A 20,158-nucleotide genomic window follows, 5' to 3' on the forward strand; every position below is an offset into this window, starting at 1 on the left:
GCAGTGACGGGCATCGCCGTACATGGCAGGCTCACCCAAGCCAGCACGCCTTATACGCGGTTCGTGTTCCTCGGTACCCAGGTCTCGCCTCGGGCCTCCTCCAGACCCCACCTCACGATGACGCCCTTGCCTCCGGCTCGGGGTTAGCACCACCTCTTCCCCCAGGGAACTTCCACCCCCAAGCAATCGCCCATGCTGGGCGCACCACGACGGAGCCCCCGGAGCGCGTCGCTCCGGGGCCTCCGCCATGTTCGCTGCGGGTGTTCGCCGCTGTCCGGCGCCCCTGGGTCGGCCTGCGCGCAGGCACGGGATGCGGTGGTCGTCCCGGCTGCGCGGCCCCCGACTCCCCTTCTAGGGCTCGAACTTGTAGCCCAGACCGCGCACCGTCACCAGATAGCGCGGGGCCCCCGGGTCCGGCTCGATCTTGGCCCGCAGCCGCTTGACGTGCACGTCGAGGGTCTTGGTGTCGCCGACGTAGTCCGCGCCCCACACCCGGTCGATGAGCTGCATACGGGTCAGCACCCGGCCGGCGTTGCGGAGCAGCATCTCCAGCAGGTCGAACTCCTTGAGCGGGAGGTCCACCTTGCCACCGCCGACCGTGACCACGTGCCGGTCGACGTCCATGCGCACGGGGCCCGCCTCCAGGGCCGCCGGTACGACCTCCTCCGGCTCCCCGCGCCGCCGCAGCACCGCACGGATGCGGGCCACCAGTTCACGGGAGGAGAAGGGCTTGGTCACATAGTCGTCGGCTCCTATCTCGAGCCCGACGACCTTGTCGATCTCGCTGTCCTTGGCGGTCACCATGATCACCGGGACGTTGGAGCGGCCGCGCAGCTGGCGGCACACCTCCGTACCGGGAAGCCCCGGCAGCATCAGGTCGAGCAGTACGAGGTCGGCGCCGTTGCGCTCGAACTCGTCCAGCCCCTCGGGCCCCGTTGCCGCGATGGCGACCTCGAAGCCCTCCTTGCGGAGCATGTACGACAGCGCGTCGCTGAACGACTCTTCGTCCTCAACGACGAGAACTCGGGTCACGGAAGGACCTCCGGGGCAGGAAGGGTTTCATCGGTGAAGGTCTCGTAGGGCGGGTCGGAGTCGTCGTCGACTTCGTCGGGGCCTACGAGGGACCGGTTGCGGCGATCGGCCTGGTCCCGGTCCCGTTCGCGGCCCGCCTCCGGCAGCCGCAGTGTGAAGGTGGAGCCCTGTCCTTCGGCGCTCCAGACCGTGACCTCCCCGCCGTGCGAGGCGGCCACGTGCTTGACGATGGCGAGTCCGAGACCGGTCCCGCCGGTGGCGCGCGAGCGCGCCGGATCGACGCGGTAGAACCGCTCGAAGATCCGCTCTTTGTCCCGGTCGGAGATGCCGATGCCCTGGTCGGTCACGGCGATCTCGAGCATCTCCCCGCCGGGCGCGGTGACCCGGCGCGCGGCGATGCCCACGCGCGTACGGGCCGGGCTGTAGTTCACGGCGTTCTCGACGAGGTTGCCGAGTGCCGCGGCGAGCTGGCCGCGGTTGCCCCACACACGGAGGTCGGCCGTACCACCGGCGGCCATGGTGATCTGCTTGGTGCCGGCGGCGTGGCGGCAGCGGTCGATGGCCTCGGCCACCAGCTCATCGACGCGTACGGCCTCGGCGTCCTCCAGCGGGTCGTCGTTCTGCACCCGTGAGAGGTCGATGAGCTCCTGGACGAGGCTGGTCAGGCGGGTCGCCTCGACCTGCATGCGCCCGGCGAAGCGGGTGACCGCCTCCGGGTCGTCCGAGGCGTCCATCACGGCCTCGGAGAGGAGGGAGAGAGCGCCGACGGGGGTCTTGAGCTCGTGGCTGACGTTCGCGACGAAGTCGCGCCGCACCGCTTCTATGCGCCGCGCCTCGGTCAGGTCCTCGACCAGCAGCAGCACCAGCCGCGAGCCGAGCGGGGCGACCCGGGCCGAGACGGCGAGCCCGTCGCCGCGGCCGGCGCCGCGCCGGGGGAGGTCCAGCTCGATCTGCCGTATCTCGCCGTCGCGCCTGGTGTCCCGAGCCATCACCAGCATCGGATCGACGGCCAGCTTCCCGCCGCGCACCAGCCCGAGCGCGTACGCCGCGGAGCTGGCCTTCACCACACTGTCCGACTCGTCGAGGACGACCGCCGAGGAACGGAGGACGGAGAGCACGGTGTCCACGCCGGGCGGTAGAGCAGCGTCGGTGTGCAGCGAGCTGCGGGTCGGCTTGGCCTGCTCCCGCTCGCTCCAGCGGAAGGCCAGCATGGCGACGACGCCGGTGCACACGCCGGCGATCGCTGCCAGTGCGGCAACCGCCGCGTTCACGTCCATGCGTCCAGATTAAGCGGGTGGTGAGGACGCTCCACAGGCCGTCGGAGGTGACCCCCGGCACTCGTTGCCGAGAGTTCACCTGCAGGTCGTGGCTGGTTCATCCTGGTCAGACGGGTGTCAATCGGCGGTCGGGGCAGGGTTTACGGATGGGCCGCCCGCCGTTGCCAAGAGTTCATGGTGAAGTGGGTGGGCGTTCACTCGGGCGGCTCGAAGGGGACGCACAGGGCCCCGAGCGTGGATGCTGGTGAAACCAGCCAGTTTGAGAGATGAGGATTTCGATGCGGGACGCATACCACGAGGAGCTCGATTCGATCAGCGAGGGCCTGGTCGAGATGGCCCGGATCGTCGGCTCCGCGATCGGCCGGGCCACGACGGCGATCCTCGACGCGGACCTCAATCTCGCCGAGAGCGTGATCGCTCAGGACGAGAAGGTGGACGGCCTCCAGCGGGACCTGGAGCAGCGCGCGATAACCCTTCTGGCACGCCAGCAGCCGGTCGCCACCGACCTGCGTATCGTCGTCACCTCGCTACGGATGAGCGCCGACCTGGAGCGGTCCGGCGACCTCGCCCAGCACGTCGCCAAGCTCGCGCGGTTGCGCTTCCCGGCGTCGGCTGTGCCGCAGGACCTGCACGCCACGATCCTGGAGATGGGGCAGCTGGCCCAGCGGCTGATGGCCAAGGCGGCCGAGGTCATCATCACCAAGGACGTCGACCTGGCGCTCCAGCTCGAGCAGGACGACGACGAGATCGACCTGCTGCACCGCACGCTCTTCCAACACCTGATGGACGACCGCTGGAAGCACGGCATCGAGACGGCGGTCGACGTGACGCTCCTGGGCCGCTACTACGAGCGCTTCGCGGACCACGCGGTGTCCGTGGCGCAGCGCGTGGTCTACCTGGTGACGGGCGAGCACGCGGACGAGATGACCCCGCCGATCACGGTCGAGTAGGCGGAGGCGCGCGACACCTCACGGCGCGCGTGCCGGGAGGGCCGGCGGCGGCCGGCCCCGGCGCGGCGCTGCCGGCCACCGACGGTGCGGGGCCCACGAGGGTGCGGGGCCCACGAGGGTGCGGGGCCCGCGAGGGGGGCGCCCCCCGTACGCGGCGATACGCGGCGTACGTGCTGTGCGGCTGTGCGCGATGCGGGCCCGGTGCGGGGACGAACGACCCGGTGACGGCGCCAACGACGTGGGCCCGGGACGTACGACGGCGCCCACGGGCGTACGGCCGTGCGCCCTCGCGCTTCGGCGCGCCGTTGGTGCGCCTGCGGACCTGGGTAGGCACGTGAAGACGTTCTGCCTTCGAGGAGGAACCCCATGGCCGACTCCCCCAGCACGCACACGCGCCGCGAGCAGCCGTCCACGGACCGCTCGTCGCAGGTGGCCGACGTGCCGGTCCCGATCGTCGCCGCATGCGGCTGCGGATCCGGTTGCGGCTGCGGCTGCCAGAGCGGCGGTCCGTGCCAGTGCGGCGGCTGCTGCGGCTAGACACCCCAGCACGGCGGCTTGGCCGCGCATCTCAGCGGGCGAGCGCCTCACCACCGCCCTCCGCCGCGGACGGAACGCGAGCCCCGGCCGGTGATCCGGCCGGGGCTCTACCGCGTCGCGCCCCGTTGAGACGGGCCTGGGCGGCGCGCCGTCCGCACCTGCGGCCCCACCATCCGGTCCGCGCGAGGCGGTTCGACGGCTCCGGGGCTCGGCATGGGCCTGTTCCCGGTCTGCTTGCGATCAGCCCAAAGTGCCGTATTCCTCCGGCCGTTGGGCCAGATCGGGTTGACGCTATGTGCTGAGCGCACGGCTGCAGAGGTCGGAGCCCGGGCCACCGGCGGCTCCGGAACGCTCGATGTGTTCCAGCAGAACACCGCCCAGGAGGCCCGGCAGAACAACGGCAACCCCAACAACCTCACCCTGACCGCCACCGGCAGCCGCACGCAGGCCCACTGCGTCGCCGTCGACCGGTCCACCAACATCGGCACGGTCAACCGGTAGGTTCGGACCAGCAGTCCAACGGCCCAGCGACTGCCCCGGGCCGGCGAAAAGCCCCCTACCCACGGAAAGTCCGCAGGTAGGGGGCTTATTCGTGCGTCCTTAGCCCTTCTTGCCCTGGTTCTTGACGGCCTCGATCGCCGCCTTCGCCGCGTCCGGGTCCAAGTATGTGCCGCCCGGGTTCAGGGGGCGGAAGCCGGCGTCCAGGTCGTACGCCAGCGGGATTCCCGTGGGGATGTTCAGGCCCGCGATGTCGGCGTCCGAGATGCCGTCCAGGTGCTTGACCAGTGCGCGCAGCGAGTTGCCGTGCGCGGCGATCAGGACCGTACGGCCGGTCAGGAGGTCCGGGACGATGCCGTCGTACCAGTACGGCAGCATGCGCGTCACGACGTCCTTCAAGCACTCCGTGCGCGGCCGGAGCTCCGGCGGGATCGTGGCGTAGCGCGGGTCGTCGCTCTGCGACCACTCGGAGCCGTCCTCGATCGGGGGCGGCGGGGTGTCGTACGAGCGGCGCCAGAGCATGAACTGCTCCTCGCCGAACTCGGCGAGCGTCTGCGCCTTGTCCTTGCCCTGGAGCGCGCCGTAGTGGCGCTCGTTGAGCCGCCAGGAGCGATGGACCGGGATCCAGAGCCGGTCGGCCGCTTCCAGAGCGATCTGCGCGGTGCGGATCGCGCGCTTCTGGAGCGAGGTGTGGACGATGTCGGGCAGCAGGCCCGCGTCCTTGAGCAACTCGCCGCCGCGGAGTGCCTCCTTCTCGCCCTTCTCGGTCAGGTTCACGTCCACCCAGCCGGTGAACAGGTTCTTCGCGTTCCACTCGCTCTCGCCGTGGCGGAGGAGGATCAGCTTGTACGTCGCGTCGGCCATGGCCCGAGCCTAACCAATATTCGATGGCGCCCCGCACCCCGCTCCCGTAAGCTACGCCGCCGGAAGGTGCCTATTACGTGTCCGGCCAGGTCGCTTCGGGGGGTCCGCCATGTCCGTCACCGCTGTGTGGCGCGCTGCCAAGGAGAGCGTCTCAGGGCTCCCCCGATCCTTCTGGTGGCTGTGGACCTCCACCCTCATCAACCGTCTCGGCGCCTTCGTCGCCACCTTCATGGCCCTCTACCTGACCATGGAGCGCGGCTATTCGGCCTCGTACGCGGGCGCGGTCGCCGCATTGCACGGTCTCGGCGCCGCCGTGTCCTCCGTGGGCGCCGGGGTGATGACCGACCGGCTCGGGCGGCGGCCGACGCTGCTCATCGCGCAGCTCTCGACAGCCGCGTCCGTTGCGCTGCTGGGTTTCATGACCCATCCCGTGGCCATCGCGGCCGTCGCCTTCCTCGTCGGCATGGCGAGCAACGCCTCGCGCCCGGCGGTCCAGGCGATGATGGCCGACATCGTCGCCCCCGAGGACCGAGTACGGGCCTTTGCGCTCAACTACTGGGCGATCAACCTGGGGTTCGCGTTCTCCTCGGCCGGAGCCGGATTCGTCGCCGAGCACAGCTACCTCCTCGGCTTCCTCCTCGAAGCGGGGATGACGCTGGTGTGCGCGGTCGTGGTGTTCGTGAAGCTCCCCGAGTCCCGCCCCGAGGTGGCGCGCGACGCCGACGGGGCGGAGCAGGAGCCGCGGATCTCCCTCGGGACCGTCCTGCGCGACAGGCGCTACATGAGCGTTGTCGCGCTGTCCTTCTTCATGGCCCTGATCTTCATGCAGGGGTATGTGGCGCTGCCCGTAGCGATGGGTGAAAGCGGCTTCTCCAGCTCCGACTTCGGCGCCGCCATCGCCGTCAACGGTGTGCTGATCGTGGCCCTCCAGATACCGGTCACCCGCTTCATCGAGCACCGAGACCCGACGCGCCTGCTGATCGTCGCGGCGCTGCTGGCCGGGTACGGCTTCGGGCTCACCGCGTTCGCCGGGTCCCTGGCGGCGTACGTCCTGACCGTCTGCGTCTGGACACTCGGCGAGGTCATCGGGTCCCCGACCCAGATGGGACTGGTGGTGCGGCTCTCGCCGACCCACGGACGCGGGCGGTACCAGGGGATGTTCACTCTGTCCTGGTCGGTCGCCGCGCTGATGGCCCCGGTGGCCGGCGGCCTGGTGATCGACGCCTACGGGGCCGACTGGCTGTGGGCGGGCGTCGCGACGGTGGGCACGGTCACCGCGCTCGGTTACTGGCTGGTGCTGCGGAACCTCCGCGAGGGGGACGAGGAGACGGCGTCCGAGGGCAGGGAGACGGCCGAGAGCGGAACGACGGGGGCCAAGAGCAGGGAGACGGCCGACGACGGGGCGACGGCCGACGACGCGGATCGGGCGGCGTCACGGCCGTGCCCGCCGAGCCCTCCGCCACCTCCGAGCCCGCCCGGCCCCGTACGGGCCCCGTGACCTGAGCCTCGCCGCGGGTGACCGGACCGCCGGTGTCACTCCGAGCCGGACGACCGGCGCGTCAGGTGCGCGAACGCCTCGAGATTGCGCGTGGATTCGCCGCGCGCCGTCCGCCACGCGTACTCCTTGCGGATCGCGGTCGCGAAGCCCATCTCCAGAAGGGTGTTGAAACTGCCGTCCGCGTTCTCCAGGACCGTGCCGAGCAGCCGGTCGAGCTCCTCCGGCGTCACCGCGGCCAGCGGCAGCTTGCCGACGATGTAGATGTCGCCGAGCGAGTCGATCGCGTAACTCACGCCGTACAACCGGGTGTTGCGCTCCAGCAGCCAGCGGTGGACGGCCGCCTCGTTCTCGTCGGGGCGGCGGACGACGAAGGCGTTGACCGACAGCGAATGCCTGCCGACCACCAGCGAACACGTCGTCGACAGCTTGCGGGTGCCCGGCAGGGTCACCACATACCTGCCGTCCGCCGGGCTGTCCCACTCCAGGTCCGCGTCCTTCAGGGTCCGCTCGACGGTCTTCCGGACGTTCGGATCAGCGTCTGCGTCAGCCATGGAGCGAGCGTAGACGACGTCGTTCGTGCAGCGCCGCGGTGTACAGGTCCGCCGTCGCCGCGGCCGCCGTGTCCCATCCGAACGACGCCGCGTGCCGTGCCGCCTCCGCGCCCATCCGTTCCGTCAGGGAGGGGTCGTCGCTGAAGCGGCGGAGCGCCCGCGCATAGTCGGCCGGGTCGTGGCCGGAGACGAGGAAACCGCTCGCACCATCCCGTACGGCGACGGGCAGACCGCCGACGGCCGCCGCGATCACCGGGGTCCCGCAGGCCTGCGCCTCCACCGCGACCAGGCCGAACGACTCGTTGTACGAAGGCATGACCAGGACAGAGGCCGCCCGGTACCAGTCCGCGAGCTGCTCCTGCCCGACCGGCGGGCGGAAGCGGACCACATCGCAGATTCCGAGCCGGGCGGCCAGCTTCTGCAGGCCCTCGGGCTTGGCGAGGCCACTGCCGCTGGGGCCTCCCACGATCGGTACGACGAGCCGCTCGCGCAGCCGCGGCTGCTCCTCCAGGAGTTCGGCGATGGCACGCAGCAGGATGTCCGGCGCCTTGAGCGGCTGGATACGGCCCGCGAAGAGGGGGATCAGCGCGTCCTGCGGCAGGCCGAGCCGGGCCCGGGCGGCGGCGCGGCCCTCGCCGGGGCGGAAGCGCTCCAGGTTCACACCGGGATGGACGACCGCGACCTTGCGGGGGTCGGCCTCGTAGTGGCGTACGAGTTCGTCCGCCTCCTCGGCGGTGTTCGCCACGAGCCGGTCCGCGGCGCCGACGATCTGTGTCTCGCCGATGACGCGGGCGGCGGGCTCGGGGGTGTCACCCGCGGCCAGGGCGGCGTTCTTGACCTTCGCCATGGTGTGCATGGCGTGCACCAGTGGCACGCCCCAGCGGTCGGCGGCCAGCCAGCCGACGTGGCCGGAGAGCCAGTAGTGGGAGTGCACGAGGTCGTAGTGACCGGGGCGGTGGCCGGCCCAGGCCTGCATGATGCCGTGGGTGAAGGCGCAGAGCTGGGCGGGCAGCTCCTCCTTCGCCAGGCCCTCGTACGGGCCCGCGTCCACGTGGCGCACGAGAACCCCGGGCGCCAGCTCGACGGCGGGCGGCAGCGCGCCCGTGGTGGACCGCGTGAAGATCTCCACCTCGATGTTGAGCGCGGCGAGGCGGCGGGCGAGTTCGACGATGTAGACGTTCATGCCACCCGCGTCACCGGTGCCGGGCTGGTGGAGCGGTGACGTGTGCACGCTGAGCATCGCTATGCGACGGGGGCTGCGCGGGGCACCCGGGAGCCGCAGCCGGCCGGATCCCGTGAGGGGACCCTGGACACGACCGCGCAGTGCTCCGAGCCTGGACGCGTACTGGCTCACCGTGCGAGACCTCCTTGCTGGACGCCGGACGTACCAGTCCTGCCAAGCGTGTAACCAGCGCAAAGGGCCTCATCATTTCCGCTTTGCCAAAACGTGATGCCGGTCGCGCCGGGGGGCGGTACGCGCGAGGCGGCCGGGGCTGCCGAGCCGTACGGGGCTCGGGTGGGTCGTATCGTCACTCGGTTCGTCCCCCTCGTCACCCCCTCGTCCCCCTCGTCACCCCTCTCGTCCCCCTCGTCCCCTTCGTCACGCGCCGGCTCCCCTGACTCCTCCGGGTCCCGGCTCGCGCGGGCGACTGCCCCGGCCGGGGTCGGGCACACCGGGGCCGGCGCCTACCCTCTTCGCATGGTTTCCCGCATCCCCCCGTCCCGGCCCGTCGGGAATGTGACGCGTGGGACGACCAACCCCAACCGTCTACGGCGGATGGACCGGTGGATCGCCGCGGTGCACGGTGCGGCCCTGCGCCGGTCGCCGGAGCCCGTCGCCGTCGATCTCGGGTACGGCGCGGCGCCGTGGACCGCCGTGGAACTGCTCGCCCGGCTCCGTACCGTACGGCCGGACGCACGCGTCGTCGGCATCGAGATCGACCGCGCACGCGTCGAGGCCGCCCGCCCCTACGAGCGCGACGGCCTCGTCTTCGCCCACGGCGGCTTCGAGATCCCCCTTCCCTCGGCCCGGACCGCGGAAGGTAGACGGGCGGTGCGGACGCCCGGCGGCCTCCGACCGGTGCTGATCCGGGCCGCCAACGTGCTGCGCCAGTACGAGGAGGCCGAGGTCCGGGCCGTGTGGGAGGGGCTGTGCGGGCGGCTGGCGCCCGGCGGGCTGCTCGTGGAGGGGACGTGCGACGAGATCGGGCGGCGGCACGTCTGGGTCGCGCTCGGGCCCGAAGGGCCGCGCACGGTCACGTTCGCCGCCCGGCTCGGCTCCCTCGCCCAACCGTCCGACCTGGCCGAACGCCTTCCCAAAGCGCTGATCCACCGGAACGTCCCCGGCGAGCCCGTGCACGCCTTCCTGCGCGACCTCGACCGGGCATGGGCGGCCGCGGCACCACTCGCCCAGCTCGGCGCGCGGCAGCGCTGGACGCGGGCCGTACGCGACCTCGCGGCCGACTGGCCGCTGACCGGCGGGCCCAACCGCTGGCGGCAGGGCGAGGTCACGGTGCGATGGGATGCGGTCGCGCCGCGGGGGGCGTGAGGAGGGCCTTCCACGATCCGCGAACGCGCGAGGAACGGGACTCCCACGGTCCGCGAGCGCGCGATGAGGGCCTCTCACCCACGGCGGTCCGTGGGCGCGCAGTCGTCGTCCCGTCCCGGTGGGGGTTCGGGCGCGCGCGTGCGCCAGTGGGTCAGGCTCGCGCGGACCGCCGGGAGGTGGACGTCGTCCGCCGCGGACGCTGCTTCGGCGTCGGCGACCACGGCTTCCAGCAGACGGGCCGCGGCCGCCGCGTCGCCCGCGTCCCCCACCAGGGAGGCATGGGCGTGCCGGTAGGCGAGGACATCCGGATCGGCGGCGCCGAACTCGCGCACACCGTCGTCCACAAGGCCCGCGAAGAGGCGTACGGCCCGCGTCAGACGCTCCTGGCGAGCCGCCACTGCTCCTCCGAGCGCCTCCTGCCGTACGCGGAGGGCGAAGTGCGCACGAGCCGTCAGTCCCTGCCGGGTCCGGCCCGTGCCATACGCGGGGTTACGAGTCAGGGCCAGGTCCCCGCTGAGTCCGACCGTCCGCTGGGCGGGAACCGGGCACTGCTCGACGGACGTGGGCAGGGTGACCGAGAGCCGCCGGTGGAGCAGCGCCAGGTCGAGGTGGTCCGGCCCCTCCGGAACTCCGTCCGCGAGCAGGTGCAGCAACTCCCCCGTGAAGCCGGTGAATTCGGCGTCCGCCCCGTAACGCGCTCTTTTCGTACGGCTCGTGGACGTCAGCAGATGGACGTCCGCCGCTGCCGGGGAATCGAAGGCGCGTCCCGAGAAGCAGCAATCGAGGATTGCGACCTTGTGGCGTGCCGCGGAGTGGGCCAGGGCAGCGAGGACGTCGTCGACCGGCAGCGAGGTGCGGGCCGCCCGCGCGGGCTCGTCAACGGAGCCGGGCAGGGCCAGGCACAGGCGGTCGCCCTCGGCGAGGAGTCCGTGGCCCGCGTAGTAGAAGAGGCAGAGGTCGAGCCGGTCGCCGCCCCGCGCGGGCATCAGGTCGAGGACGTCCGAGGCGCGCTCAGGGTCCACGCGGGTGCGCACCCTGCTCGGGTCGAGCAGCCCCCACGGCCCGGTCAGCGCATCGGCGAATGCCCGTGCGTTGGCCGCGGCCTGCGGGATGGGACGGAGTTCGCCGGGCGCCGTGTGACTTGCCGTGCCGACGAGGACGGCCGCGGAGCGCAGACGCCGGGGTACGCCGACCGCCCATGCCTCACCGGTCAACCCGCCCTGCCCCGGCCCTCGTTGTCCGCCTGCTGCGGATCCTCGTTCCGGCGGTCCGGGGCTACGTTCCCGTGGTCCGGGGCTAGGTTCCGCCGGGCCGGGGCCGGGGTCGTAATCGGGACCGCGCCGCCGAGGGCCGGGGTCCCGCGGTCCGGGGCCGGGTCCGGGGCCGTACGGTCCGAGGTCGGGTCCGGGGCCGTACGGTCCGAGGTCGGGTCCGGGGCCGTACGGTCCGAGGTCGGGGCCGCGCCGCCGGGGGCCGGGGTCCCGCGGGCCGGCTCTCCCGCCATGTCCGTACCACCCGGGTCCGCCCTGTCCCCCGTGCCGCCGCCCGCCACGAAGCGCTCAAGCCTCTCCTGCACCGCCTCCGCCTCGGCAGGGCTGCCCGCCGACAATTCCAGCTCCGCGCCGTCCGGTCGCACCGCGCGGAAGCTGATACGGCGGCTCTTGACGCGCTCAGCCAGCCACATGCCGAACGCCCCGATGCCCGCGCTCAGCAACGGCTCGACCGCGCCCAGCAGTTCGGACGCGTCGGCCAGACCGCCCTGTTCCCCGGCCCCCGGCGGGGCCATCCGCACCCGAGCGGACCCCGCCAGTTCCTCGTCGTCGTCCAGCCATGCGGCGAGGTCGCGGGCGAGGGTGTCCGCGTCCGCCGCGGTGCCTGCGAATTCAAAGGTGAGCGCATCCACGGTGCGGCCCCATCGTCGTGTCCCTCGGATGTCCTCGGTACGGTCGACCCGGTCAATCATGCTGCTGTGCATACGGGTTGACGCATCTCTCGCGGCGCCGGCGCCGTCGGCCGCATCAGCGCCCCGGAAGGTCCGGGAAGTGCGGGAAGTGCGGGTCGGCGGCGTCGCCTCGTCCTCCGCCGGTCCCGGCCGCCGCCCCCGCCCCTCTCCCCGCTCCAGCCCCAGCCCCACGCCGTGCTGCCGTGGCGAACAGCGGTGGCCGGCCCGGGATCTCGTACGGGAAACGGAAGACCGCCGAGGCCTCCCGGGCATCCACGAGATCGCCGAGGATCCGCTCGACCTGCCCCAAGTGCCCCTCCGGCACGCCCTGCCGGTACGTCTCCTCCAGCCACGCCCGGTTGATCGCCGTGACATTGCTCCAGGCCGTGGCGGCTTCGCCGCCCCGCGGCACGCACACCACCGCGCGCCCCTCGACTCCCGTGCCTGGTACGGCCGTTGCGGTATCCGACAGCGTGGCCGCGACCACCTCCGCCAGGTGCACCGGCTCCGGGCCGTCCGCGGCGAGGGCGACCCGGAGCCGGTAGGCGCGTCCCGCGTATCGCCGCGCCGCGTCCCGGTACGCGCCCGCCGCCCGTTGGGCGAAGGGGTCCGGCGGAACGGGCTGCTGGTACACCGGGTTCGGCGTGCCGGGCGCCGCGAGCCGCCCGTACTCCTGCGCGAGATAGGCGAGCCGGGAACGCAGCCCCTCGCCCACCTCGTACGGCTCCAGGCAGACACCGACCAGGCTCTGCTGCTGCTGACGGGCCAGGGCGTCCCACACCGGCTCCCAGGACGACGCGCCGCCCGGCAGCGGGTGGACGAGGACGCCGACGCGGAAGCGGGCGTCGTACCGCGTCGACCAGGCCCAGCTCAGTCCTTTGCGGACCTCCGCGATTCCGGGCAACGACCCTGCCCCCGAGGCTCGTTCGGCATCCGCGGGGTGTGCGGTCCGCTCACCGGAGGACGGCCCGAACGGCATGAGCGCATGGCGCACCCCGGCGGCGTCGAGTCCGTCCGCCCGTACGTGGCGCGGGGCGGCCTGCAGCCGGGCGCGCAGCGCTCGCGCCGCGGCCACCGCGCCCGCGGCATCGGGGGCGTGGACCTGGCCGAGCAAGGCGCAGGTCACCCGCCGCGCAGCCGGGTCGTTCGCATACCGGATCTCGTAGCGGTGGCCGCTGCCCGGCTGCCACAGCTCCGCGAGCCAGACCTGCTCGCGGGCCGCCGCCTCGGCCCTGCGCTGCTCCTCCGGGATGCCCGCGAAGCCGCCGTGCTCGGCGGCCGTGGGCGCGGGCTCCAGCCGTACCCCGGTCCATGCCCAACTTCCCTGCGGCCCGGTCGAGATCAGCACGTCGTCCGGGGCGGCGCCGGGGTGCGCGGTCATGCCTTCGGCGACTGCGGGTCCGGGCCACCGCCGGGAGCGCGGGACGCGGCGCTTCCGGTTCCGCCCGCCGCATCGCCCCGGCCCGTCCCGCCGGTCCTGCCGGATCCGCTGGTCCCGCCGGGCCCGCCGGGCCCCTCACCGGCGGTGGGCCCCCAGGCGCGCGCGTCGTACCCGGCTCCGGCCGTCGGTCCCTGCTGCGGAGGCGCGGGGTACGGCGGCGCTCCGGCCCCGGTGCCCTGCGGCGGCACTGCCGCCGACGGCGGCACCGGGCCCCGGGAGGGCACGCTGCCCTGTCCCGGCATGGGGCCCTGTCCCGGCACGGGGCCCTGTCCCGGCACGGGGCCCTGTCCCGGCACGGGGCCCACGGCCGTGCCCGGCACGGGCGCCGCGGGCATCGCGGCCTCTTCGACCGGCGGCAATCCCTGCGGGAAACCGTAAGAGTCCGGTACGTCGATCCCCTCGATCGCCACGAACAGCCCTTCCCGGCACGCCAGATGCACCGCCTCGCGCATCGCCTGCGGCCGGTCGGCACGCATGACCTCCTCCTCGGGGGAGTTCTGCCCGAGGATGCCGCGGAAGAGGTCCCCGACGAACTGTGCGATGAGCGTGGCACCGCGACGCGAACGCCACATCATCCAGCCCAGGTAGAGGCTCGATCCGTAGGAGAAGACGGACACGTACGCGTTGTACGGGCCGTCTGACAGCACCAGCCGGTTGGCGACCCCTGCGGATCCGGGTCCGACGGCCCGCATCCTGCGCTCCCGCACGACCAGCGGGCTGCGGCGCATCCGCAGGGTGCCGCGGATCTGGCTGTAGACGGAGGACGCGCGGTCCTCGCGGTCGGCCAGGAGCACCCGCCAGGCGGCGATCGGTTCGGTGACCCGCGTCAGCAGCAGGACCAGCCAGAAGGAGACACCGGACGCGATGAAGGCGAACACCAGCCATCCGGCGCCGCCGCTGTCGCCGCCCGACTCTCCGTACCCGTACGACGATTCGTAGCTGCTGCCCGCGCCCGCGATGAACGTCATCAGCCCGATGAACCCGGGGATGACGAAGACCACCGCCGAGACGACGAACGCCCGGAGCCACAACTGGAGAACCACCCGCCAGCCGACGCTCTCGGCGAGCGACAGCTCGATGTCCCTGTGCCGCAGCGTCTTGTCGAGGTAGGCGGCATTGCCGTCCCCGCCCCGCCAGCCCGGCAGCTGCATGCCGTCGCCCGTGATCACTCGTCCCCCCAGATGTGTCGCGCCCCGAAACCGAGGGGTGACACGCTGCCACGCCGGAGACCCAAGTGCACTGGAATTAGGGGAACTTGACACCGTACGGACAAGACGCGGACGAGCGGCCCCGGCTGCCCGCAGGTACCGGTGCGCAGCAGCGGCGCGGGGCGAGGCGCGCCCTGGCCGTTGCCCGTGCGGGGTCCGCCGAAGCGGCGGACAGTGGAAGGCAGGAAAGGCAAGGCAGCCGACCGGCGTCCCCCGACGTACGAAAGGCATGGGCCCATGAAGCGCAGGACTCTCGGTGGCACCGGCATCTCGGTCAGTGAATACGCGCTCGGCGCGATGATGTTCGGCAGCTTCGGCAACCCCGATCACGACGAGGCGGTGGGCATGATCCACCGCGCCCTGGACGCGGGCATCAACATCGTGGACACCGCCGACATCTACAGCCGGGGCGAGTCGGAGGAGATCGTCGGCAAGGCCCTCAAGGACCGCCGCGACGACGTCGTCCTCGCCACGAAGGGGCACGGCCCGATGGGCGACGACGACAACCGCCGGGGGAGCTCGCGGCGCTGGCTCACCCGCGCCGTCGAGGACAGCCTCCGCCGCCTCGGCACCGACCGGATCGACCTGTACCAGGTCCACCGTCCCGACCCGGCCACGGACATCGACGAGACCCTGTCCGCCCTCTCCGACCTGGTACGGGCGGGCAAGATCCGGGCGATCGGCCACTCCACCTTCCCCGCCGAGCAGATCGTGGAGGCCCAGTGGACGGCCGAGCGGCGCGGCCACATCCGCTTCCGCACCGAGCAGCCGCCGTACTCGATCCTCGCCCGCGGCGTGGAGGCCGCGGTCCTGCCGACCGCGCAGCGGTACGGCATGGGCGTGCTGACCTGGGGCCCGCTCAGCGCGGGCTGGCTGTCCGGCAAGTACGTCAAGGCGGCGGACGTCGACCTCGGGGAGGGCGGCGGCCGCGCGGCGCTGGAGCAGCACAAGTTCGATCCATCGCTCCCGGGCAACGCGCGCAAGCTGGAGGCGGTGGGCGAGCTGATGAAGCTGGCCGCCGACGCGGGGCTCAAACTGCCGCATCTGGCGATCGCGTTCGTACGGGCCCACCCCGCCGTCACCTCGGTGATCATCGGGCCGCGCACCCCGGCACACCTGGACGACCTGCTGCGGGGCGCGGAGACGGAACTGAGCGGGGACGTCCTGGACCGGATCGACGAGATCGTGCCGCCGGGCACCGACCTGAACCGGGACGACAGCTACTACGTGCCGCCGGCGCTCGCGGACAGCACCCTGCGCCGCCGCTGACCCGTGCGGTCGACGCTCCCGTCAGGCCATGTGGAGGGCCGCGAGGAGGGCGTCCACGAGGTCCCGGTCGCGTTCGTGGCTGATGCGCAGGCGCGCGGCGGAGGGCGGCAGCCAGGCGAGGCGATCGACCTCGCGGTTCGGCACGAATGCCCCCTCGGTGGCCTCGGCCGCCCAGTACAGGACCTCCTTGGGCCGGGCGTTCGCGACGTAGTGGGCGCTGGGCAGCCGGGATCCGGGTTCGCAGTCGTAGCCCGTCTCCTCGAACACCTCGCGCAGCGCGCCGCGCAGCGGGTCCTCGCCGGCCTTGAGCTTGCCCTTGGGGTGGGACCAGTCGTCGTACTTCGGGCGGTGCACCAGCGCGATCTCGATCGACTCGGTGTGCCGGCCCGACCGCGGAGTACGGCGCCACAGGACACACCCCGCGGCCCGCACCGGCCGCTCCGGCGCGTTTCGTGCCGCGCCACGGCCCCTGCCCTCGCCGCCGCCCATCAGACGCTCACCGCCATGCGCTGCCAGATCCTGCCGAAGGCGTACCTCGCGGCCTCGACGTCGTGGCGCTGGTCGGCGTGCAGCACGCCGAGCGCGTACGCCGTCGCCGGGGCGATCCGCGGGGTACGGGCCGCCGCCGCTGCGGCCGCGGCCGCCTCCGAGGCGTCGTGGTGCCGGTCCAGGGCGTGGGCGGCGCTCAAGAGCCGTGCGCTCCACGACGGCTCGCCACCGCGTACGCGCGGGTCCACACCGCGTGCGCGCAGGTCCACCGGGTCCAGCACCTCCTGCCCGTAGCGGCGCAGCCGTACGAGCAACCGCACCTGGTGCCACGGCGCGTCCTGCTGCTCGGTAGCGGGCGGCGCGTCGGCGGTGGCGGTGGCAGCCAGGCCGTGGACGAGCGCCTCGGCGTTGTACGGATGTCCGGCGCGGTACAGCGGCAGCATCCCGACCGCCTCCACCAGCCGCTCGTGCACCGTGTCCACCAGGGGCCCGAGCACCTCGTCGGCCGGCCCGTCGCAGTCGGCGCCGTCGAGCGGCGCCTCCGAGGCCAGGACGGCGACGGCGTCGGCGACCGCGTGGAAACGGGAGGAACCGAGCGCCTGGAGGGCCGCGGAGTGCGACCTGGTCCTGGCCAGGGTGAGCTGCCGTTCGAGCAGCGCTCCGGCGCGTGCGGCCCCGACGGTGAGGGCGGCGGGCGCAGCCTCGCCCGGGCCGCCGCGGGCCGAGCCGGTACGCGGCTTCGGGGTCTCGGCGCCGTGACCGCCCCGCACGCCCGCGGCCCTGGCAGCCGGGGCACGGCGGGCAGCCGGAGGGCGCCTTGCGCCGACGGACGTCCCGGGCCCGCTTCCCCGTGGAGCCCCGCTCGCGGCGCCCGGCTCGCCCGTCTCGTTCCCGGCGAGCGCGGGTGCCCCGCCCCCATCGAAGAGCTCCGGCCGGGCCGGCTCGGCGCGCCCCCCGATGCCGGGCGCACACCCGTCCTCGTACCTGCCCCGGTCCTGCGCCGTGCCGTACGGGGGGCTGCCGCAAGGCACCGCGTCCGCGCCCGCGAGGCGCTGCAGGGCCGCCCGGAGCCGGTCCAGACGGGCCGTGTAGGTGTGCTCGCGGGCCAGGGTGCCCGAGAGCCAGACCAGCTCGGCGCGGAACGGGTCGGCCCAGGCCGTGTCGGTCAGCGGTCGGAAGATGTGCAGCGCGCCGCTGATCCGCCGGGCCGAGCGGCGCAGCCTGCGGGCCGCCTCGACGGCCTCCTCGGCGTCCGCACCGCTCTCCCGGTGCAGCCGCAGGCTGCGCAGGAAGTCCGCAGCCTGGGCGTGCAGATAGGCGGCCAGCACGTCCCTCCCCGACCCGTCGGCCGAGGCGGGCGGCTCGGGTGCGTGTCCCCTGAGGAGCACGCGGCCCGTCCCGGGAGCGGCGTCACCGCGGGAATCCTGCGGCTTGTGTCCGGATCGGTCCGTTCCGGGCACGGTGCCGGGCAGGGCGACGTGTTCCGGCCACGGAGAACCGTCTCCGTCCCCGTAGCCGCCCACAGGGTCACGATGTCGCTGGGCCACGCCGGCGCCTCCGGGCGTCGATGAGCATTTCCTGCACGTTCCGCAGCGGCTGCCCTTCCGCATCCACCGCGTGCCGCGTCCAGTTGCCGTCCGGGCCGAGGTGCCAGGAGGCGGTGTTGTCGGACATGCCGGTGTCCAGGAGCCGGATGAGATACGCCCGGTGGGCCTGATCTGTCACCCGCACCAGCGCCTCGATCCGGCGGTCCAGGTTCCGGTGCATCATGTCGGCGCTGCCCAGCCAGACCTCGGGCTCGCCCCCGTTGCCGAAGGCGAACACCCGCGAATGCTCCAGGAAGCGGCCGAGGACGCTGCGCACCCGGATGTTCTCGGACAGGCCCGAGACGCCCGGCCGGAGCGCGCAGATGCCGCGCACCCACACGTCGACGGGCACACCCGCCTGCGCGGCCCGGTAGAGGGCGTCGACGACGACCTCGTCGACCATCGAGTTGACCTTGACGCGGATGAACCCGTCCCGGCCGGCCCGGTGGTTCGCGGCCTCCTTGTCGATCCGCTGGACCAAGCCGTCGCGCAGCGAGCGCGGAGCGACGAGAAGACGCCGGTAGGTCTCGCGGCGTGAGTAGCCGGAGAGCCGGTTGAACAGGTCGGACAGGTCGGCGCCGACCTGCTGGTCCGCGGTCAGCAGCCCCAGGTCCTCGTAGAGCCGCGCGGTCTTCGGGTGGTAGTTGCCGGTGCCGACGTGGCTGTACCGGCGCAGGGTCTCGCCCTCCTGGCGTACGACAAGCGACAGCTTGCAGTGCGTCTTCAGCCCGACGAGACCGTAGACGACGTGGCAGCCGGCCTCCTCCAGCTTCCGCGCCCACTTGATGTTGGCCTGCTCGTCGAAGCGCGCTTTGAGCTCGACCAGAACCAGCACCTGCTTGCCGGACTCGGCCGCGTCTATCAGCGCGTTGACGATCGGGGAGTCACCGGACGTCCGGTAGAGCGTCTGCTTGATCGCGAGCACGTCGGGGTCGTCCGCGGCCTGCTCCAGGAAGGCCTGGACGGACGTCGAGAACGAGTCGTAGGGGTGGTGCAGCAGCACGTCCCGCTCGCGCAGCGCCGCGAAGATGTCGGGGGCCTGCGCGGACTCGACCTCCGCCAGGTCCCGGTGGGTGCCAGCGACGAACTTCGGGTACTTCAGCTCGGGCCGGTCGAGCTTGACGAGCCCGAAAAGGCCGGTGAGGTCGAGCGGGCCGGGCAGCGGATGGACCTCGGCCTCGGAGATCTTCAGCTCGCGGACGAGCCGGTCCAGGACCCGCGGCGCCATGGACTCCTCGACCTCCAGGCGCACCGGCGGCCCGAAGCGGCGCCGCATGAGCTCCTTCTCCAGGGCCTTCAGGAGGTTCTCGGCGTCGTCCTCCTCCACCTCCAGGTCCTCGTTCCTGGTGACCCGGAACATGTGGTGGGCGAGGACCTCCATCCCCGGGAACAGCTCCTCCAGGTGCGCCGCGATCACGTCCTCCAGCGGCACGTACCGCTGCGGCGACGCCTCCAGGAAGCGCGAGAGCAGCGGCGGCACTTTCACGCGCGCGAAGTGCTCGTGCCCGCTGACCGGGTTGCGGACGACGACCGCGAGGTTCAGCGAGAGGCCCGAGATGTACGGGAAGGGATGCGCGGGGTCGACCGCCAGAGGGGTCAGGACGGGAAAGATCTGCTGCCGGAAGAGCGTGAACAGGCGGGACTGTTCCTTCTCGGTCAGCTCAGGCCAGCGGATGAGGTGAATGCCCTCGTCGGCGAGCGCGGGGAGCACGTCCTGCTGGAAGCAGGCGGCGTGCCGGGCCATGAGCTCCCGCGACCGCGTCCAGATCAGGTCCAGCACCTCGCGGGGCTGCAGACCGGAGGCGGAACGGGTGGCCACACCGGTCGCTATACGGCGCTTCAGTCCGGCGACCCTCACCATGAAGAATTCGTCCAGGTTGCTGGCGAAGATCGCCAGGAAATTGGCCCGCTCCAGCAGCGGGGTGGAGGGGTCCTCGGCGAGCTCCAGTACCCGCTCGTTGAAGGCCAGCCAGCTGCGCTCCCGGTCCAGGAAACGGCCTTGGGGGAGCTCACCGGTGTCGCCGTCCTCCTCGTAACCGTCCAGATCGGCGTCGAGGTCGGGGTCCAGGTCGGAGGCGACCGCGGCCACGGTGGCCGGGCGGTGCGCGGCTATGGAACCGACCGAGGGCTGCACGTGCTGGACCGAAGCCCGGGCGCTGGAGTCGTTCATGTCCTCATTGTTCCGCGCCGCGGCCCGGAAAGGCGCGCCGGAACCAGGGGGACGCGCGGCTCGTAGCCGTCGTGTGGGGTCGGTCGGCACAGCGTGCTGCATTCAGCGATGCTCGCAAGCGCGGTTGAATCAGCGGTAACGCCAACATGGCGGACAGGCAAGCGCCCCCCTGCGACGGGGTGGCGGCGCTCCCGGGCGGCCTCGGGGCACCTGCGGGAGGTCTCCGGTACGGCGGCGGGCGGTACGGCCGCACCGGGTCGCCGGGTGCGGCCGCACCGGGTCGCCGAGTGCGGCGTAC

The 20,158-nt window shown here is 72.8% G+C and carries 18 protein-coding genes; 6 read left to right on the forward strand and 12 right to left on the reverse strand.

The window, feature by feature from the left end:
• Positions 1-351: 351 nt before the first annotated feature.
• Together AB0M26_RS20580 and AB0M26_RS20585 are read right to left on the reverse strand one after the other, a co-directional pair.
• The gene (locus AB0M26_RS20580) at positions 352-1,032 is read right to left on the reverse strand and encodes a response regulator transcription factor (RefSeq protein WP_351512291.1); all 681 of its coding nucleotides are present in this window, start codon (positions 1,030-1,032) and stop codon (positions 352-354) included.
• On the reverse strand, positions 1,029-2,309 hold the full coding sequence (locus AB0M26_RS20585) for an ATP-binding protein (protein ID WP_365263163.1): 1,281 nt from the start codon (positions 2,307-2,309) through the stop codon (positions 1,029-1,031). Before AB0M26_RS20585 ends, AB0M26_RS20580 begins: the two co-directional genes overlap by 4 nt.
• Before the next feature lie 278 nt (positions 2,310-2,587).
• On the opposite strand from AB0M26_RS20585, the gene phoU reads away from it, so the two are divergent.
• From phoU to AB0M26_RS20600, 3 genes are all read left to right on the forward strand, one after another.
• Entirely contained in the window at positions 2,588-3,259 is a 672-nt protein-coding gene (phoU, locus tag AB0M26_RS20590; protein ID WP_365263166.1) for a phosphate signaling complex protein PhoU, read from the forward strand.
• Positions 3,260-3,625: 366 nt separating this feature from the next.
• Positions 3,626-3,796, forward strand: coding sequence for a hypothetical protein (locus tag AB0M26_RS20595; protein WP_365263169.1), 171 nt, complete (start codon positions 3,626-3,628; stop codon positions 3,794-3,796).
• A gap of 285 nt (positions 3,797-4,081) precedes the next feature.
• The gene (locus tag AB0M26_RS20600) at positions 4,082-4,297 is read left to right on the forward strand and encodes a hypothetical protein (protein ID WP_365263172.1); all 216 of its coding nucleotides are present in this window, start codon (positions 4,082-4,084) and stop codon (positions 4,295-4,297) included.
• A 99-nt stretch (positions 4,298-4,396) separates the two neighbouring features.
• Here the strand turns inward: AB0M26_RS20600 and AB0M26_RS20605 are convergent, their stop codons facing one another.
• On the reverse strand, positions 4,397-5,158 hold the full coding sequence (locus AB0M26_RS20605; RefSeq protein ID WP_365263175.1) for a phosphoglyceromutase: 762 nt from the start codon (positions 5,156-5,158) through the stop codon (positions 4,397-4,399).
• Between the two features lie 109 nt (positions 5,159-5,267).
• Here AB0M26_RS20605 and AB0M26_RS20610 point away from each other — a divergent pair, with 109 nt between their 5' ends.
• Positions 5,268-6,656, forward strand: coding sequence for an MFS transporter (locus tag AB0M26_RS20610; RefSeq protein WP_365263178.1), 1,389 nt, complete (start codon positions 5,268-5,270; stop codon positions 6,654-6,656).
• A 35-nt stretch (positions 6,657-6,691) separates the two neighbouring features.
• Here AB0M26_RS20610 and AB0M26_RS20615 read toward each other — a convergent pair whose 3' ends face one another.
• Both AB0M26_RS20615 and mshA read right to left on the reverse strand, forming a co-directional pair.
• Positions 6,692-7,207 (reverse strand): YbjN domain-containing protein, encoded by a 516-nt coding sequence (locus AB0M26_RS20615; protein ID WP_365263181.1) that lies wholly within the window; start codon positions 7,205-7,207, stop codon positions 6,692-6,694.
• Positions 7,200-8,531, reverse strand: a complete 1,332-nt coding sequence (mshA, locus tag AB0M26_RS20620; protein ID WP_365263319.1) for a D-inositol-3-phosphate glycosyltransferase — start codon at positions 8,529-8,531, stop codon at positions 7,200-7,202. The genes AB0M26_RS20615 and mshA overlap by 8 nt, the downstream gene beginning before the upstream one ends.
• A 375-nt stretch (positions 8,532-8,906) precedes the next feature.
• Between mshA and AB0M26_RS20625 the strand changes: the two genes are divergently transcribed.
• Positions 8,907-9,755, forward strand: coding sequence for a class I SAM-dependent methyltransferase (locus AB0M26_RS20625; protein ID WP_365263184.1), 849 nt, complete (start codon positions 8,907-8,909; stop codon positions 9,753-9,755).
• A gap of 74 nt (positions 9,756-9,829) precedes the next feature.
• On the opposite strand, the gene AB0M26_RS20630 is transcribed toward AB0M26_RS20625, so the two are convergent.
• The 4 genes from AB0M26_RS20630 to AB0M26_RS20645 are packed head-to-tail and all read right to left on the reverse strand — an operon-like array spanning position 9,830 to position 14,307.
• Positions 9,830-10,969, reverse strand: coding sequence for a caspase family protein (locus AB0M26_RS20630; RefSeq protein WP_365263187.1), 1,140 nt, complete (start codon positions 10,967-10,969; stop codon positions 9,830-9,832).
• Positions 10,966-11,718, reverse strand: coding sequence for a hypothetical protein (locus tag AB0M26_RS20635; RefSeq protein ID WP_365263190.1), 753 nt, complete (start codon positions 11,716-11,718; stop codon positions 10,966-10,968). Before AB0M26_RS20635 ends, AB0M26_RS20630 begins: the two co-directional genes overlap by 4 nt.
• A 55-nt stretch (positions 11,719-11,773) precedes the next feature.
• Entirely contained in the window at positions 11,774-13,078 is a 1,305-nt protein-coding gene (locus AB0M26_RS20640; protein ID WP_365263193.1) for a hypothetical protein, read from the reverse strand.
• Entirely contained in the window at positions 13,075-14,307 is a 1,233-nt protein-coding gene (locus AB0M26_RS20645; RefSeq protein WP_365263196.1) for a hypothetical protein, read from the reverse strand. The genes AB0M26_RS20640 and AB0M26_RS20645 overlap by 4 nt, the downstream gene beginning before the upstream one ends.
• A 276-nt stretch (positions 14,308-14,583) precedes the next feature.
• Between AB0M26_RS20645 and AB0M26_RS20650 the strand changes: the two genes are divergently transcribed.
• Positions 14,584-15,615, forward strand: coding sequence for an aldo/keto reductase (locus tag AB0M26_RS20650; RefSeq protein ID WP_365263198.1), 1,032 nt, complete (start codon positions 14,584-14,586; stop codon positions 15,613-15,615).
• Positions 15,616-15,636: 21 nt separating this feature from the next.
• Here AB0M26_RS20650 and AB0M26_RS20655 read toward each other — a convergent pair whose 3' ends face one another.
• The 3 genes from AB0M26_RS20655 to AB0M26_RS20665 form a co-directional block, all read right to left on the reverse strand.
• Positions 15,637-16,104, reverse strand: a complete 468-nt coding sequence (locus tag AB0M26_RS20655; RefSeq protein ID WP_365263201.1) for an NUDIX hydrolase — start codon at positions 16,102-16,104, stop codon at positions 15,637-15,639.
• A complete protein-coding gene (locus tag AB0M26_RS20660) occupies positions 16,104-17,492 on the reverse strand; it encodes a CHAD domain-containing protein (RefSeq protein ID WP_365263203.1) in 1,389 nt (462 codons plus the stop codon). Before AB0M26_RS20660 ends, AB0M26_RS20655 begins: the two co-directional genes overlap by 1 nt.
• Before the next feature lie 139 nt (positions 17,493-17,631).
• Positions 17,632-19,860: an RNA degradosome polyphosphate kinase gene (locus AB0M26_RS20665; protein ID WP_365263206.1), complete on the reverse strand. Its 2,229-nt coding sequence runs from the start codon at positions 19,858-19,860 to the stop codon at positions 17,632-17,634.
• Positions 19,861-20,158 lie beyond the last annotated feature (298 nt).

The organism is Streptomyces sp. NPDC051776 (assembly GCF_040681345.1).
Lineage (GTDB): Bacteria > Actinomycetota > Actinomycetes > Streptomycetales > Streptomycetaceae > Streptomyces.